This window comes from Nocardia sp. NBC_00565, assembly GCF_036345915.1.
Classification (GTDB): domain Bacteria; phylum Actinomycetota; class Actinomycetes; order Mycobacteriales; family Mycobacteriaceae; genus Nocardia.
Window position 1 is genome coordinate 1,034,784 of sequence record NZ_CP107785.1, and the last position, 14,939, is coordinate 1,049,722.

Genomic DNA, 14,939 nt, shown 5'->3' on the forward strand with positions numbered 1-14,939 from the left:
GAGACCTTCAGCGGACCACTGTGCTGGGAGGTGGGCGATCTGTGCCAATTCGATCAATGGCTGGCATTGAGTGCGGATAGATAGGAGCCGGGCGCCGGGATGAGATGCCAGCCGTTGAGCAGGGCACGGACCCCGATGCGTCCGGTGGGAGTGGTGTGGGGAGCCTCGATGGCAACCGATGTGTTCACCGGAAGCGCAAGAAACTGAGTGGTGAACGGCATCGAGTCCGACAGGTCCCAGATGGTTCGCATAGACCACTCTCCGTGGTCGTGATTACGCAGGCAGCACACCATCCAGCCGGAGGAATCCGGGTCGCTGGTGTCCCCGCGGTTGAGTAGCAGCGCAGGAATCGTTTCGTTCACGCATTCGGCGACAGCCGCATACTGGTCGTCGGCCGGGAAATCCAACTGTTGCGCTAGGCCGAGGCTTGCCGCGACTTCTTTCTGATACCACAGGTCGCGCAGGGTCTGCTCGACATGCTCCTCCCAACTGTCGGTGTCGACGCGTTCCAGCAGTCCCAGCATCCCGTCGGACCGTTCGACAACGCGCAGGGTCCGCCCACCGACCCGGATCGTCTGGCCCGGTGCGAAACGAGTTCCCGCGGCAAGGGAATCTTGCAGATCGTCCAGGATCCACTGCACCAGCGACTCCTGCGTGCCCGGTACGGCTGGCTCGGTAACACGGGCGACGATATCGGGATGCCCGTGCTGATCGCCGATCGTCGTGCGATACAGGCCCTCACCGAACTGGAGGATCGCAAAGTGCGCCGTGGGCAAAGGGCCGATGGATGCGGGTTCTGGCCCGAAATGTATACCGTCGTCCGGGGTCAGCATCGTGCCTTGGTATGCCACGCCGGCCACGACACCGCCGGTCGAGCGTACCCAGCGGCGGTCGATGACCAGTCCGGTTTCCGGTGGCAGAGCAAGGAATTGGGTGACGAACGGGAGCGACGCCGACAGCTGGAACAGCTCCATAGCAGACCATTCCGAGTGGTCGTGCTCATCCCCGCAACTGATCGCCCACACACCGTGTTGCGGCGAGTCCGGCCCCAGACGGTTGAGGCTCAACGTCGAGGCTTCGAATGCACACACCTGCGCGGCCGCGATGTCATCCTCGGCGACGGAGTCCGGTTCTTCCGGCAGGCCCAGCTTCGCGGCCGCCTCGACCTGTAACCACACATCGCTCAGCGCCTGATCGACATGTTCTTCCCAGATTCCCTCGGCAACTCGCTCCTCGAGCCCGAGCGTTCGATCATCGCGTTCGATGATCCGCAGCGCCCGCCATCCGATCCCGACCGTCTGCCCGGGCACGAAACGAGTACCCTCCGCCACAGCGTTCTGGAAGTGGTCCAAAATCCAGCCCACCGTGTTGGGTGTCGACGGCTCATCTTTAAAAACCAGCGTGAACTCCGGATGGTTGGAGTCGACGCAGGTTGCGGTACGGAAGATCTGCACTCGTGTCGTTCTAACATCGATCCTGCATCCTCGCCTCCCAGCCATCGGGATGGCGCACCTGCCTCACAACAGGGTCACAGCACAGCGCCTATTTGCGCGGCCACTAAGTTCGCAGTGCCCAGCACGATCCACTCGAAAAGCGCTGCACTACCACCGTGGCAGACGACTTCACCACAGTCCCACCCATCCACCGCCGCCCTCATCGACCCGTAGATACGAGGCGGCAGCCTGCCATGTCAGCAGACCACACGTGGGTGTTTTCGATGAGGCCGTCTCACAAGGGCTTCACATACGAAGCTGACACGAAACCCTTTGTGAGACTATGAAACGCGAGGTGAGACCCTACATCAGAGGGTGGCCGCTAGTAGGGCCGGTTGAACTCGCCGTTCTGGACGGCAGCGGTGAATGCATCCCACTCCGAAGGAGTGAAGACGAGCGCCGGGCCGGTCGGGTTCTTCGAGTCCCGTACTCCGACCATGCTGTGCCCGAGGTGCGCGACCTCGACGCAATCCGAACCGCTCGTGCTGCGCCTGCTCTTGAACCACTTGGCCTCGGACAGGTCGATGTTCACTCCGCGTACTCCTTTGCGATCGCTTCGACTAGGCGTCGAGTGTCGTTCTCGTTCAACGCTACGCGCTGTATATCGGAGTACGCCGCCCGATATCGCGCGGTCTCGCCGGGCTTGTCCAGGTACAGCATGCCAGTGAAGCCCTCCACGTAGACAACGGGTGGCTCGGTGAGGGCAGGATTCGAATGGTCGGGGAACTCCAGGTACACGAAATCCTTTGCGACCAGTCCCAAGTGATTGGGTGCATCGAACCGGACGACCCGAATCGACACGTTCGGCAGCTTGCTGATCTCGACAAGCTGGTTCAGCTGACCGGCCATGACCTCGATACCCCCGATGCGTTGCCGCAACACGGACTCGCTCAGCAGCACTTCTAGCGCGAAATTCTCCGAATCATGAAGACGCTCCTGACGCTTCGCGACCATATCGACGTCGCGTTCGATATCAACAGGTTGCCCCTCCGCCTTCCATATGGCGCGCCGGTATTCCGATGTCTGCAGCAGACCGGGCACTAAAGTCGACTGCCACGAGATGGCTCGGCTGGCGGATTGCTCGAGCCCGACGAACATTGCGCGATCTGGGATTATGGCGTCGGCATAAGACTGCCACCAACCATCTTTCCGGGACTCCTGAGCGAGCCACAACAGTACGCGCCGGTCGTCGTCAGCGGCTCGATAAAGGTCGCAGAGCGCATTGATGACCATTCTCTTGATTTCGCTGCTACGCCCAGATTCCAAACGCCACAAGGTCTGTGAGCCCATCTCGCATGCCTCGGCGGCGCGTGTCCGGCTCAGGCTTCGCTTCTCGCGCAGCTCGCGCAGGCGTCGTCCGAGCACGCGACGCGGCAGAGTCGTGTTGTTCGATTCGGTCGACAAAGTAATGCCACCCACCCTTTCGTTAGCGTTACTCACGGTCATGTCAAGCTAGATGGAATAGTCAGCCTGTTTGGAGCGAATTCGATTCGGGCTGAATCGATTTGGAGTGCTCTCACCGTACCCTTTTGGTGTTTTACTGACCATGCGCCACAGGTCGGGTCGACCAGCCATTCGCCTCCGTTCAACCACCCCTCGCGGTGGCGAATTCGCGACGCCGTGCCCGACCGTCTGACGTTCCAGAATCACCACCGTCACAATATCTTTCGGAGGTATCCAGTGCCCGCAATCGATCACAGCACAGTGCCGCCTGATTCGAGGGCGACCGCGATCCGGCCCGCACGTGCGAACGGGGCCGATCTCGAGCAAGAGCGGCCGAAGGCCGTGGGATTCGTGCGCGGCGATGTGTCCGGACTGCAAGCACCTCGGCACGCGACCGCCGTACAGCGGCACGCCAGCGCGCTGGGCTATCACTACGTGTACACCATCCGGCCGCCGCAGGACGCCGGCGATGCGATCGGCTACGCGATCGGCATCGCGGCGGGCTTGGATGTGGCCGCGATCGTGGTCTACGACCTGGACCAGGTGGACAATCAGCCCGCGCGGGTCTGTGAGGACTTCGACCTCGAAACCGTTTGTCCCGCAACGACATGGGCACGCGTGGCACGTCCGGTATCGGTCGAGACGGGTGCGGCGTGAACGACGACGCGATACTCACCCCGCCGCGGGTCTGCGGCCATGCCGATGTGCGACTGGCACACGAGTTGATGCGGCAACACCTGGCCTGCCGTGTCGATCTGTGTGTGTGGAAAGCGGCGGCGTACTACACGCTGGTGGACGCGGGTCATCTCGCGCCGCAGACACTGACGCCGCGCGAGCGCGCCGCGGCCCGCAATATCGACTTCCCGCCGCTGGACGCGCAACCGCCGGTGTATGGCGGCCCACCGCTATGGACGCTGCGGGAGGTACTGGACAGGTTGTCGGACCTGGCGCTGCCGGTGCCCGACTCGAACGGCACAGCCGACCACAGGAATTGACTTCAACGGGGGCGGAATATGCGTGAGCGTCGCACCGAGGTCGACGGGTGGGTGGCCATCTGGGAGATCGCCCACTGGAACATCCGAATTATGCTCGTGCGCAGCCTTGTCGATAGTGCGCGGCCATTGCTGAAGGCCGATGTCGCGGCGTCTGCGCCCGACCTGGCCGATATGCGTGAGGAATACCCGAACCTTTCCCGGTTGTGGGATGCGGTGCGGCACGAGTACTGGGCAGAAGTGATTACGCCCCAGAAACATTCAGAGGGGACTATTTGATCGATAGCACCAGAGCGGCAGGCGCTATGGCTTATGCCCCCATCGATTCGGTGTTGGTGTTGAAGTGGACCGAGTTGGTTACGTCCTGGCCGGAGATCCGTTTGATGGACAGAGCCATGATCTGGCCCATGTCTTTAACGACTTCCATGTGTTCCCGAATGATCGCGTCAATCGAGTTGGGTTCGCCGCTGGCCTGGCCCTTGAACATCTTCTGCAGATCGTCAGCCATGTGGAAATCACCGAAGCCGGAAACGAACTGCGCTTGCTGGGCATACCGCAGGATGCCTTCCAGATCGGTGACCCGTTGATCACATGCTGCGAGGCATTGGCGCGCTGCCTCTTCGCTGTCCAGATATAGTTCCCCGGCCTTGGCTTGCTCGGCAAACCTCTGCCATAGGGCCGTTTCTACCTCGCTCATCGGATGCCCCCTCGTCTCACTATTTCGGCAGTACCGGCACGATCGGTTCAGCTGCTCGCCGCAACAGCCCGCACGGCTCGTCAGGATGGTCGAGAGACGCGTGATTGCTCAACTTGATGGTGACGGCGCCCTGCGCGGCCGGAAACGCCACATCGCACATGAGGTCGTACGAACCGCCTTCGATGCGGAACTGGCGGCCTTTCCGTCCTGCGATGGTGACATCCTGGAATTCGACATTGCCAGGCTTGTTTTCGAACTCAGCCATGGTGCGACCGGTGGAGAAGACCGTAACGGCATACTTCGATCCGTCCCACGCGCAGATCTCCCACCCGGACTGATGGACGCCCGCGATACCGGTTTCCTTGGTCGACGGCTTCACTCCGGCGGCAGTCAGCACATCATCGGGGATCTGCGTGCACGGATCGAACAGCTTGACCGGCGCCGCGCTCGTCTCACTGCTCGCGCTCGGATTACCGCTCTTCGAACTCCCGCACGCGACCAACCCCGGCAGGACAGCCGCCGCGAGCAGCATCAACTTCCATCGGTGCGCCATCCCCGCCCTCTCTACCTGCGACTACCTGGAGATCTTGACCCTATCAAACGATATGCAGGGCATTGGTGGTCGCAATGGGAGGCGTGCGCCGAGGATTCGTTGCAGAATCACGCACACCGAACCCTCGGCGGTGCGGCCTGCGACGGTTGTCACGTCACACCGTTCCGGCGCGAGTTGTGAGCGGTTCGACACTGCGAAAACAGCTGATTACCAGCGTGTATACAAATGATTCCGATGTCCGTTTTGTCCGGTTTTCGCGTTGACAGCCACTTGCTCCCCGGGGCAGTCTGCTCGGTGACTTGCCGTGCCCTCGCAGGGGAGGTGTCGCGGGGTGGCAATCGGAGGAGCAGGGTGGTGCGTTTACCTCAACGGTCGGAAAAATCCGGTGGCACACCGGATGTGACTGCCGACTCCGGAAGTGAACGCCAGGTTGCCGGGAAGAGAATAGTGCGACCGCACACGATTCGGGGGCAATTGGCCCGAATTCTGGTCGTCTCCTTGGTTTTGGTGCTGGCGCTGCTCGGCGTGACGGTCGCCGGGGAGGTCAAGGCCTTCCGTGAGAGCGGCGATACGGTGCGCGCGGTCTCGCTCGCGCTGGCCGTGCAGGATCTGGTCCAGGAGGCGCAGCGCGAACGCGGGCTCAGCAATGGCCTGCTCGGCGGTGACACCCGCCTGGTGCAGACGGTGGCCGACCAGCGGGTCGAAACCGATCGGGCGATGGACGCGCTCACGGAGGCGGCGGCCGGGAACGCGCCCGGCGCGGCCCAAGTGCGTTCGGCGATAGGCCAATTCGGCGCGCTCGGGGCGACCCGCGAACAGATCGATGCCCGCCGCACCAGCAGGCAGGCCGCCTTCCAGTTCTATACCGATGGCATCGCCGCGCTGAATCGGCTGACGCTCGGGCTCGATCAGGCCCGCGACGCCGTCGTCCGGCACGGTCTGCAGGCGCTCTACGCACTCGGGGAGGCGAAAGAGCAGACGGCCAAGGAACGTGGATTCCTCAACGGCGTCTTCGCCGCCGATGAGTTTCACGCGGGCGAATACGTCCAGTTCCTCGATATCCGCGCCGCCAAGAATGCCGGTCTCGCCGCGTTCGAGCGCGATGCCACCGCGCACCAGCAGGCGCTGCTCGATGCGGCGCTGCGCGGCGAGAATGCCGTCAAGGCAGGGGAATCGGAGAGTATTGCGATCGCCTCCAGTGCCGGACCGCTGGCGCGTGCGGTGGATCCGAGTACCTGGTGGTCGCAGATGACGGCGGTCATCGACGAGCAGCGCACGGTGCAGCAGGCGGTCGGCACCGATGTCCAGCAGCGCGCCGAGGTGCTGCGCAAGGATGCGGCCCTGACACTGGGCGGCTTCCTGCTGGCGGCACTGATCGCGATCGCCGCCGAAGTGGCGCTCGTCTTCGCCAGCGTGCGCGCCATCGTGCGCCCGCTCGGCGCGCTGGCGGCCGAGGCCGACGATGTCGCGAATCACCGTCTGCCGGAGGTGATCGCTGCGTGGCATGCCTCCGGCGATACCCGACCGGATCCGCCGGCTCCGGTACGCACGCCGCGCGGTGCGAGTGCCGAAATCGCCGCTGTGGCGGGGGCATTGGACGGTGTCCAGACGACCGCCTTCGAATTGGCCTCGGCACAGGCGTTGATCCGGCGGAATACGACCGAATCGATGGCGAATCTGGCCCGCCGCAACCAGAATCTGGTCCGCCGTCAGCTCGGTCTGATCAGCGAATTCGAGCGCGCCGAACTCGATCCCAAGGCGCTGTCGAACCTGTTCGAACTCGACCACCTCGCGACCCGCATGCGCCGCAATGCCGAAAGCCTGCTGGTGCTGGTCGGCGCGGCGAGCCCACGGCGCTGGGCCGAGCCGATCGCGCTCACCGATGTGATCCGCGCCGGGTTGTCGGAGGTCGACGACTATCGCCGCGTGGTGCTGCGGCGGGTGGACGATATCGCGATCACCGGTGCGGTGGTCAGCGAACTCGCGCATATGCTGGCCGAGCTCATCGAGAACGGATTGGCCTTCTCCCCACCGGATGTGGAAGTCGAGATCTACGGGCGCAAGCTTGCGACGGGGTATCTGCTGGCCGTGGTGGATCACGGTGTCGGTATGTCGGTGGAGCAGTTGGCGCAGGCCAATTCCCGGCTGCGCGGTGAGACCGACTTCATCGTCGCGTCTACGCGTTATCTGGGGCACTACGTGGTCGGTCGGTTGGCGCGTCGGCTCGGGATCGATGTCGAGTTGAACGTGTCGCCGGTGAGCGGGGTCGTCGCGCGATTGGTGTTGCCCGCGGAAATCATCGCTGGCGGGAAGGATCGAAACGCGCCCGGGACCGGTGAGCGCAATTCAGCTCATTCCGCGATCGAATCGGGTGGGTCGATGTCGACTGCCCCGGCGTATTCCGCGCCTGTCACGGGATCCCTTGCGAGCGAGGCTATTTCCGGGCAGTTGCTGCCAGGTGCTCCGCGCAACGGTGCCTCGGGCAACGGTGCCTCGGGCAATGGTGCCGCGGTGAACGGTGCGGCAACGCCCGGCGCGTCGACCAATGGTGTGCGCATGACCGGCGGGACGGAGTCCGATGTCACTGAGGTCCGGCAATCGAGGCCGGGCGGTCCCGCGCATTCGCGGCCGGGATTCGCGGCGCCGACACCCGCGCCGGTGCCGTTCGCGCATTTCCTTTCCAGCCCAATCGATTCCGCTGATGGCGGCGTACCTGAGCCCGTGGGGCAACCGTCCGCTGAGCCGAGCGGTTCGTTGTGGCAGATACCCGAAACGCCGTCGGTGGCAACGGAATCCGATGCAGCGCCAACCGGAGTGCAGCGCACCCGCAACGGACTGGTCAAGCGCAACAAGCGGGCCCGAGCGGCCGAGACCGGAAGCGGCACTACACAACCCACGGCCGCACCGCACCAGCCCACCGCGCCGGTCGTCGAACGGTCACCGGCCGAGATTCGCAGCATGCTCTCGTCGTTCCGCGCCGGACATGAGCGCGGCGCCCCGGGATCGTCGCAGCCGCCCCGGGAATCCGAAGACATCCCGCGTGCCACGGATTTGGCGCAAACCGCAACAGTACCGACAACCAGCGTAGAGGAGCTTCTGTGACCACCCATTTACAGACCGCGGACCCGCACACCTTCAACTGGATGCTGGCCAACTTCGTCCGCAACACCGACGGTGTCCGCGAAACCGTCGCGGTGTCCTCCGACGGTCTGCTCATCGCCATGTCCGAGGGCTTGGACCGGAATGGCGCGGACCGGTTGGCCGCGATGGTTTCCGGCCTGTCCAGCCTCGCCCGAAGCGCCTCGCGCAGTTACGCGTTCGACGGTCTGAAGCTGATCATGATCGAGATGAAGCGCGGCTTCCTGCTGGTCTCCGCACTGGGCGACGGCAGCTGCCTCGGCGTCATCGCCGACGGCGGTTGCGATGTCGGCCTCGTCGGCTACGAGATGGCGGTGCTGGCCGAACGCGCCGGAGCGCTGCTCGACCCGGCGCTGATCTCGCAATTACGAGAGTCGTTGCGCAGATGAGAGATCCGGACCGGCCGCGGTTACCGGACCCGCGGATGATCCCGGTGCACCAATCTTTCGGCTGGGCCGGTTCCCGCCGGACGCCGATAGTTGGTCCGCACGAGCAGGTCCCCGATGACAGGTTCGTGCGGCCCTTCGTCGTCACTGCTGGTCGCACTACACCGCTGATCGACGGGTTGCGCATCGAAACCCTGGTGCGGGCCGCCCCGGCCGCACTGTCGGCGCCACTGCACTTCGAACAGCGCACTGTCGTGCGACTGTGTCAGCAGCCGCACTCCATCGCCGAAATCGGGACGGCGCTGCATGTTCCGGTGGGCGTCGCGAAGGTTATCGTCAGCGATCTCGCGGCCGCGGGCCATGTCTCGGTCCACGACGCCGCCGAACTTTCCACCGCAGCCATCGAGAGGATCAGGGACCTTGTACGGGCACTCTGAATATCGGATACCACCACCGGATGAACGGCCCATGGCCTCCTCGGTCAAGATCGTGATCAGCGGCGGATTCGGTGTCGGCAAAACAACATTCATCGGCGCGATCTCCGAGATCGAACCGCTGGTCACCGAGGCGGCGATGACCGAGGTCGCGATCGGCGTCGACGATCCCGGCCGGCGCGCCGACAAGACCGAGACCACCGTCGCCCTCGACTTCGGCCGCATTACCCTCGACAGCTCCCTGATCCTCTACCTCTTCGGCACCCCAGGCCAGGACCGCTTCGTTTTCCTGTGGGACGACCTGGTCGATGGCGCGCTCGGTGCGGTGATCGTCGTAGATACCGGCCGGGTGCAGGACTGCTACCCGGTGCTGGACTACTTCGAAGAGCACAACACCCCATTCGTGGTGGTGGTCAACCGCTTCGAGAACGGCGACCACTTCGCTCTCGACGAGGTCCGCGAGGCCCTGGAACTCGACGAGTGGATCCCGGTCCTGGAATGTGACGCGCGCCAACGGGGATCGGTGAAGGAGGTGCTCGTCGCCCTCCTCGAACAGGTCCTGCTGCACCGCGTCTCAGTCCCGCAGCTGCGCGCACGCGGAGTCGGCTGAGCAAGGTCCGGTCCGGTCCCGGTGGGCGAGCGGCCCAAAGTGTCGTAGCCCGTTGTCAGCCTGGACGCATATCGACCACGTTGGCCGTGGGTGTCGCCGCGAAGGTCTCGGCGTCGCGCAGTAGGGTCGGATTCATGAGCCAAGCGCGGATCGAAACCGAACCGGACGCGACCCGGCCACTGCGCGACGACATCCGCTTTCTCGGTGGCGTCCTCGGCGACACCATCCGCGATCACGAGGGTCCCGAGGTCTTCGACCTGATCGAACGAGTGCGGATCGAGGCGTTCCGGGTGCGGCGCGAAGAGGTCGAGCGCAGCGCGGTGGCGGAGATGCTCGACGGCGTCGATATCGCCGTCGCACTGCCGTTGATCCGGGCGTTCAGCTATTTCGTCCTGCTGGCGAATCTGGCCGAGGACATCCAGCGCGATCGGCGGCGCGCGGCGCACGAGGCGGCGGGGGAGCCGCCACAGGACTCCTCGCTGGCGGCGACCTATCGCAAGCTCGACGCGGCCGCGCTGGGCGGCGCCGAGGTCGCCGATCTGCTCGCCGACGCGTTGGTGTCGCCGGTGATCACCGCGCATCCGACCGAAACCCGCCGCCGCACCGTCTTCGATGTGCAGACCCGCATCACCGAGTTGATGCGGTTGCGTCAGCGCTATACCGAAACCGAGCGTGCGCGTGCGGATCTGGAGCAGCGGATCCGCCGCCAGGTGCTCGCGCTGTGGCGCACCGCACTGATCCGGTTGCAGCGCTTGCGGATTCAGGACGAGATCTCGGTCGGTCTGCGCTACTACGAGATCACGCTCTTCGATGTGATTCCGGCGATCAACGCGGAACTGCGGGCGCAGCTGCGGTCGCGCTGGCCGGGCGTGCAGTTGTTGCCGCGGCCGATGCTGCGTCCCGGCTCCTGGATCGGCGGCGATCGCGACGGAAATCCTTATGTGACAGCGGATGTCGTGCGGCAGGCAGCCACACAGGCGTCGGCGGTGGCGTTCGGGCGGTATCTGCACGAGTTGGTGGAGCTGGAGAAATCGCTGTCGCAGTCGGCGCGCCTGGTGCGGGTGACACCGGAGGTGGCGGCACTGGCCGAGGTCGGTTATCCGGATCCGGCGACGCATTCCGATGAGCCGTATCGCCGTGCGCTGCACCGGATTCGGGCTCGCTTGTCGGCAACGGCGGTGGCGGCGCTCGGCGAGTTGCCCGCGGATGGGCTGGATATGGGCGCACCCGCGTACCCGACGCCGCAGGCGGTACTGGACGACCTGGACGCGGTGGATGCCTCGATGCGGGGCAGCGGCGACGGTCTGCTCGCCGACGACCGACTGGCCGCGCTGCGACATGCCATCGAGACGTTCGGCTTTCATCTGCAGGGCCTGGATATGCGGCAGAACTCGGAGGTGCACGAACAGGTCGTCAGCGAACTGCTGGCCTGGGCGGGCGTACATCCGGATTACCCGAATCTGGCCGAAGCGGAACGGGTGGAGCTGCTCGCCGCCGAACTGCGCACCCGGCGGCCGCTGCTCGGCCCGCATGCGCGGCTGAGCGAACTCGCCGCCAAGGAACTCGGCATCGTCCGTGCCGCACGCGATGTGGTGGATACCTTCGGTATCGAGGCGGTGCCGAATTACATCATCAGCATGTGCACCTCGGTCAGCGACATGCTGGAGGCGGCGTTGCTGCTGAAGGAGGGCGGGCTGCTCGATCCCGGTGAGCCGGACGGCCCGCCGAGCTGCCCGGTGAATATCGTGCCGCTGTTCGAAACCATCGAGGACCTGGGTGCCGGTGCGGCCACGCTGGCCGCCGTGCTCGATGTTCCGGTGTATCGAGAGTTGGTGGCCGCCAAGGGGATGCGGCAAGAGGTGATGCTCGGGTACTCCGATTCCAACAAGGACGGCGGATACCTGGCCGCCAACTGGGCGCTCTATCGGGCGGAGCTGGATCTGGTCGAGGTGGCGCGCAAGTCCGGAATTCGGTTGCGACTCTTCCATGGTCGCGGCGGGACCGTCGGCCGTGGTGGTGGGCGCAGCTACGACGCCATCCTGGCCCAGCCCGCTGGTGCCGTGCACGGTTCGCTGCGGCTGACCGAGCAGGGTGAGGTGATCGCGGCCAAGTACGCGGAACCCCTTGCGGCGCACCGCAATCTGGAGTCGTTGATCGCGGGTACTTTGGAATCGACGCTGCTCGATGTGGAGGGGCTCGGTCCCGATGCCGAGCCGTCCTATGAACTCATGGACGATCTGGCGGCGCGTGCCAGGGCGGCATATGCGCGCCTGGTGCACGAAACTCCGGGATTCGTAGAGTATTTCCGGCAGTCCACGCCGGTCGCCGAGGTCGGCGATCTCAATATCGGCAGCAGGCCCGCCTCCCGCAAGCCGACGAATTCGGTGAGCGATCTGCGGGCCATTCCGTGGGTGATGTCGTGGAGCCAGGCTCGGGTCATGTTGCCGGGCTGGTATGGCACCGGGGCGGCGCTGGAGGAGTGGGTCGGCGGCGATCCGCGGCGTCTGGCCACGCTCGCGGATCTCTACCAGCGCTGGCCGTTCTTCCGTACTGTGCTGTCGAACCTGGCTCAGGTCATGGCCAAGAGCGATCTCGATATCGCCGCCCGGTATGCCGAACTCGTCGACGATGTGGCATTGCGCGAGCAGATCTTCGGGATGATCCGGGACGAACATGCCAGGACCATCCGCATGCACGCCGCGATCACTGGCAACGATCACCTGCTCGCCGACAACCCGTCACTGGCGGAGTCGATCCACAACCGCTTCCCGTACCTGGAGCCGTTGAATCAGATGCAGGTGGATCTGCTGCGCCGGCTGCGCGCGGGCGATGACTCCGAACTCGTCAAACGCGGCATCCTGCTGACGATGAACGGCCTCGCCACCGCGCTGCGCAACTCGGGTTAGGGGGCAATTCGGGCCGGGTCGGATTGCACCGATTGTCCTCGACGGGCCCACCGAGTACCGGCGACCCGGATCAGTTCCGCGTCACTGGTGCCGGAACGCATCAGGCGCTTTCGTAGCGTCCGATGGCGGCTACCTTCGCCGCCGATGCCGACTCGGGATCGAAGTGGTAGCCGAGCCATTCCTTCGCCAGCCGGCGGGCCAGCTCGATCCCGACGACACGTTGCCCGAAGCACAAGACCTGTGCGTCGTTGCTGAGCACTGATCGCTCGACCGAGAAGCTGTCGTGTGCGGTGACCGCGCGAATGCCGGTGACCTTGTTCGCGCTGATCGCGACACCGAGGCCGGTGCCACACACGAGCAGCGCGCGGTCGGCCTTGCCGTCCGCGATCATCCGGCCGGCGGTGACCGCCACGTGCGGATAGGCGGTGTGCTCGTCGTTCCCGCCGACACCGACATCGATCACTTCGGCGACCCGGTCGTCGGCTTGCAGATCGGCCTTGATCGCGTTCTTGTACTCCAGACCGGCGTCGTCGCAACCGACTACGATTCTGAGTCGTCCGGTCATCGATGCGCTCCTTCCGTGGCAACTGTTTCGAATGTGTCGACGGCCGTTCGTGCACACATCGCGAGCGAGATCGCGCCCGCGTCGGGACTGCCGAGGCTCCGCTCGGCCAGGGGGCGAGCGCGACCGACCTTGGGGCGCAGTTCGGCGGTCGCCCGCGCCGCGGACTCGGCGGCGACGGCCGCGGCGTGCCAGGACTCGCCGCGTTCCACCGCCTCGAGGAGCGGCAGCAGCGCGTCGAGCATCGTCTTGTCTCCCGGCTGTGCGCCGCCGAGGCGGCCGAGGGCGTCGTATGCCGCACGCAGCGCCACGGCAATGTCGGTATCGGTGGGTCTACCGGTGTCGCCGAGCACGCCGCCGATCGCCGTCAGCGCCGCACCCCACAGCACGCCGGATGTGCCGCCCGCCTGTGCGGCCCACGCCTCACCGGCGGCCTTCAGCACACCGCCCTGACCCGCACCGCGCGCGACGGCGGCGTCCGCGGCCGCGCTCGCCGCGCGAGTGCCGCGGACCATACCGCGACCGTGGTCGCCGTCCCCGGCGATCGCGTCGATTCGGCCGAGTTCCTCTTCGGCCGCAACCATTTTCGATTCGACGGCGTGCAGCACGTGCGCGACGGTGCCAGCACACGCTCGCGCCGCATCATCAACCGCCGCCATCTCGTGCCGACCCGCGGTGGCTGCGGCGATGGTGCTGCGGCGGCGTTGCCGCGGAGCCTGGGCGTAACTGCCCCGCCGATATGCCGGAGTGTCCGCGGGCGCGGTCCAGAACCGTTCCAACTCGTCGTCGAGCCACATCACGGTCAGTGAGCACCCCGCCATGTCGAGACTGGTTACCAACTCGCCGACCTCCGGCTGGACCACGGTGTAGCCCGCGGCGCGCAGCAACGGGGCCGCAGTGGCCCAGACGACGAACAGCTCCTCGTACTTGGTGCGGCCGAGTCCGTTGAGGATCACCGCGATTCGTGCGCCGGCGCCGGCGGGTTTCTCCTTCAGCACACCCGACACCAGCAGTTCCGCGAGTTCGGCGGCCGTCGGCATATCGTGCGAGGCGACGCCCGGTTCACCGTGAATACCGAGGCCGAGGCCCATGGTGCCCCTCTCGACGGTGAACAACGGTGCCGCGGCACCGGGCAGGGTGCAGCCGTCGAAGGCGACGCCCAAGGTCCGCGTGTTGTCGTTGGCCAGCGCAGCGATCCGCTCCACACCATCGAGGTCGTAGCCCGCCTCGGCCGCCGCGCTCGCACACTTGAATACCGTGAAATCGCCCGCGATGCCGCGTCGTTTTCCGATGTCCTCCGTTGGCGCACTTGCGATGTCGTCGGTCACCGCAAAATAGCGCGCGCGAATTCCGTCCGCGTTCAGCTGCTCGATCGCCAAGCCGAAATTCATGACGTCGCCCGCATAGTTACCGGTGGTGAGCAGGACGCCCGCGCCGCCGCTCGCGGCACGGGCGACCGACACCGCAGCCGCCGCCGACGGCGAGGTGAAGATATTTCCGACTACCGCGCCATCGGCGAAACCGGGCCCCACCACTCCGCAGAACGCGGGGTAGTGGCCTGATCCGCCACCGACGACCACGGCGACCTTGCCGGGCCGCGTCGGAGCCGCGCGAACCACGCCGCCTGCGACGCCGGTGACATATCCGGCGTTTGCGTCGAGAAAGCCGTCCAGCATGTCCTCGGTGAACGCCGCCGGGTCGTTGTACAGCCATGTCATGAGATGA

General features: G+C 65.5%; 15 protein-coding genes. 8 read left to right on the forward strand and 7 right to left on the reverse strand.

The features are described 5' to 3' along the window. Nucleotides 1-53: 53 nt before the first annotated feature. The 3 genes from OG874_RS05110 to OG874_RS05120 all read right to left on the reverse strand — a co-directional run bounded on the left by OG874_RS05110 (nt 54) and on the right by OG874_RS05120 (nt 2,939). Nucleotides 54-1,454: a hypothetical protein gene (locus tag OG874_RS05110; protein WP_330253968.1), complete on the reverse strand. Its 1,401-nt coding sequence runs from the start codon at nt 1,452-1,454 to the stop codon at nt 54-56. A gap of 361 nt (nt 1,455-1,815) precedes the next feature. Beyond that, nucleotides 1,816-2,025, reverse strand: coding sequence for a DUF397 domain-containing protein (locus OG874_RS05115; RefSeq protein WP_330253969.1), 210 nt, complete (start codon nt 2,023-2,025; stop codon nt 1,816-1,818). Continuing rightward, nucleotides 2,022-2,939 (reverse strand): helix-turn-helix domain-containing protein, encoded by a 918-nt coding sequence (locus OG874_RS05120; protein ID WP_330253970.1) that lies wholly within the window; start codon nt 2,937-2,939, stop codon nt 2,022-2,024. The genes OG874_RS05115 and OG874_RS05120 overlap by 4 nt, the downstream gene beginning before the upstream one ends. A gap of 234 nt (nt 2,940-3,173) precedes the next feature. Here OG874_RS05120 and OG874_RS05125 point away from each other — a divergent pair, with 234 nt between their 5' ends. Genes OG874_RS05125 through OG874_RS05135 form a run of 3 tightly spaced genes read left to right on the forward strand, consistent with a single transcriptional unit; the run spans nt 3,174 to nt 4,207 of the window. Next, a complete protein-coding gene (locus OG874_RS05125; protein ID WP_330253971.1) occupies nt 3,174-3,593 on the forward strand; it encodes a hypothetical protein in 420 nt (139 codons plus the stop codon). Further along, nucleotides 3,590-3,931 carry a hypothetical protein gene (locus OG874_RS05130; protein WP_330253972.1) on the forward strand — a complete coding sequence of 114 codons (342 nt, stop codon included), beginning with the start codon at nt 3,590-3,592 and terminating at the stop codon, nt 3,929-3,931. The genes OG874_RS05125 and OG874_RS05130 overlap by 4 nt, the downstream gene beginning before the upstream one ends. An 18-nt stretch (nt 3,932-3,949) precedes the next feature. Then, nucleotides 3,950-4,207: a hypothetical protein gene (locus tag OG874_RS05135; protein WP_330253973.1), complete on the forward strand. Its 258-nt coding sequence runs from the start codon at nt 3,950-3,952 to the stop codon at nt 4,205-4,207. A gap of 31 nt (nt 4,208-4,238) precedes the next feature. Here OG874_RS05135 and OG874_RS05140 read toward each other — a convergent pair whose 3' ends face one another. Beyond that, entirely contained in the window at nt 4,239-4,625 is a 387-nt protein-coding gene (locus OG874_RS05140) for a hypothetical protein (protein ID WP_330253974.1), read from the reverse strand. A gap of 19 nt (nt 4,626-4,644) precedes the next feature. Further along, nucleotides 4,645-5,178 carry a DUF3558 domain-containing protein gene (locus OG874_RS05145; RefSeq protein ID WP_330253975.1) on the reverse strand — a complete coding sequence of 178 codons (534 nt, stop codon included), beginning with the start codon at nt 5,176-5,178 and terminating at the stop codon, nt 4,645-4,647. A gap of 447 nt (nt 5,179-5,625) precedes the next feature. Between OG874_RS05145 and OG874_RS05150 the strand changes: the two genes are divergently transcribed. The 5 genes from OG874_RS05150 (at nt 5,626) to ppc (ending at nt 12,652) form a co-directional block, all read left to right on the forward strand. Beyond that, a complete protein-coding gene (locus OG874_RS05150) occupies nt 5,626-8,280 on the forward strand; it encodes a sensor histidine kinase (RefSeq protein WP_330253976.1) in 2,655 nt (884 codons plus the stop codon). Then, nucleotides 8,277-8,705 (forward strand): roadblock/LC7 domain-containing protein, encoded by a 429-nt coding sequence (locus OG874_RS05155; RefSeq protein WP_442943292.1) that lies wholly within the window; start codon nt 8,277-8,279, stop codon nt 8,703-8,705. Before OG874_RS05150 ends, OG874_RS05155 begins: the two co-directional genes overlap by 4 nt. Further along, a complete protein-coding gene (locus OG874_RS05160) occupies nt 8,702-9,139 on the forward strand; it encodes a DUF742 domain-containing protein (RefSeq protein ID WP_330253977.1) in 438 nt (145 codons plus the stop codon). Before OG874_RS05155 ends, OG874_RS05160 begins: the two co-directional genes overlap by 4 nt. Nucleotides 9,140-9,170: 31 nt before the next feature. Then, nucleotides 9,171-9,746, forward strand: coding sequence for a GTP-binding protein (locus OG874_RS05165; protein WP_330253978.1), 576 nt, complete (start codon nt 9,171-9,173; stop codon nt 9,744-9,746). A gap of 134 nt (nt 9,747-9,880) precedes the next feature. Next, nucleotides 9,881-12,652, forward strand: a complete 2,772-nt coding sequence (gene ppc, locus OG874_RS05170) for a phosphoenolpyruvate carboxylase (RefSeq protein WP_330253979.1) — start codon at nt 9,881-9,883, stop codon at nt 12,650-12,652. Nucleotides 12,653-12,752: 100 nt separating this feature from the next. On the opposite strand, the gene OG874_RS05175 is transcribed toward ppc, so the two are convergent. Both OG874_RS05175 and OG874_RS05180 read right to left on the reverse strand, forming a co-directional pair. Continuing rightward, nucleotides 12,753-13,217: a ribose-5-phosphate isomerase gene (locus OG874_RS05175; RefSeq protein ID WP_330253980.1), complete on the reverse strand. Its 465-nt coding sequence runs from the start codon at nt 13,215-13,217 to the stop codon at nt 12,753-12,755. Continuing rightward, complete coding sequence (locus OG874_RS05180; RefSeq protein WP_330253981.1) at nt 13,214-14,932, reverse strand: dihydroxyacetone kinase family protein; 1,719 nt, start codon at nt 14,930-14,932, stop codon at nt 13,214-13,216. The genes OG874_RS05175 and OG874_RS05180 overlap by 4 nt, the downstream gene beginning before the upstream one ends. Between the last annotated feature and the right edge of the window lie 7 nt (nt 14,933-14,939).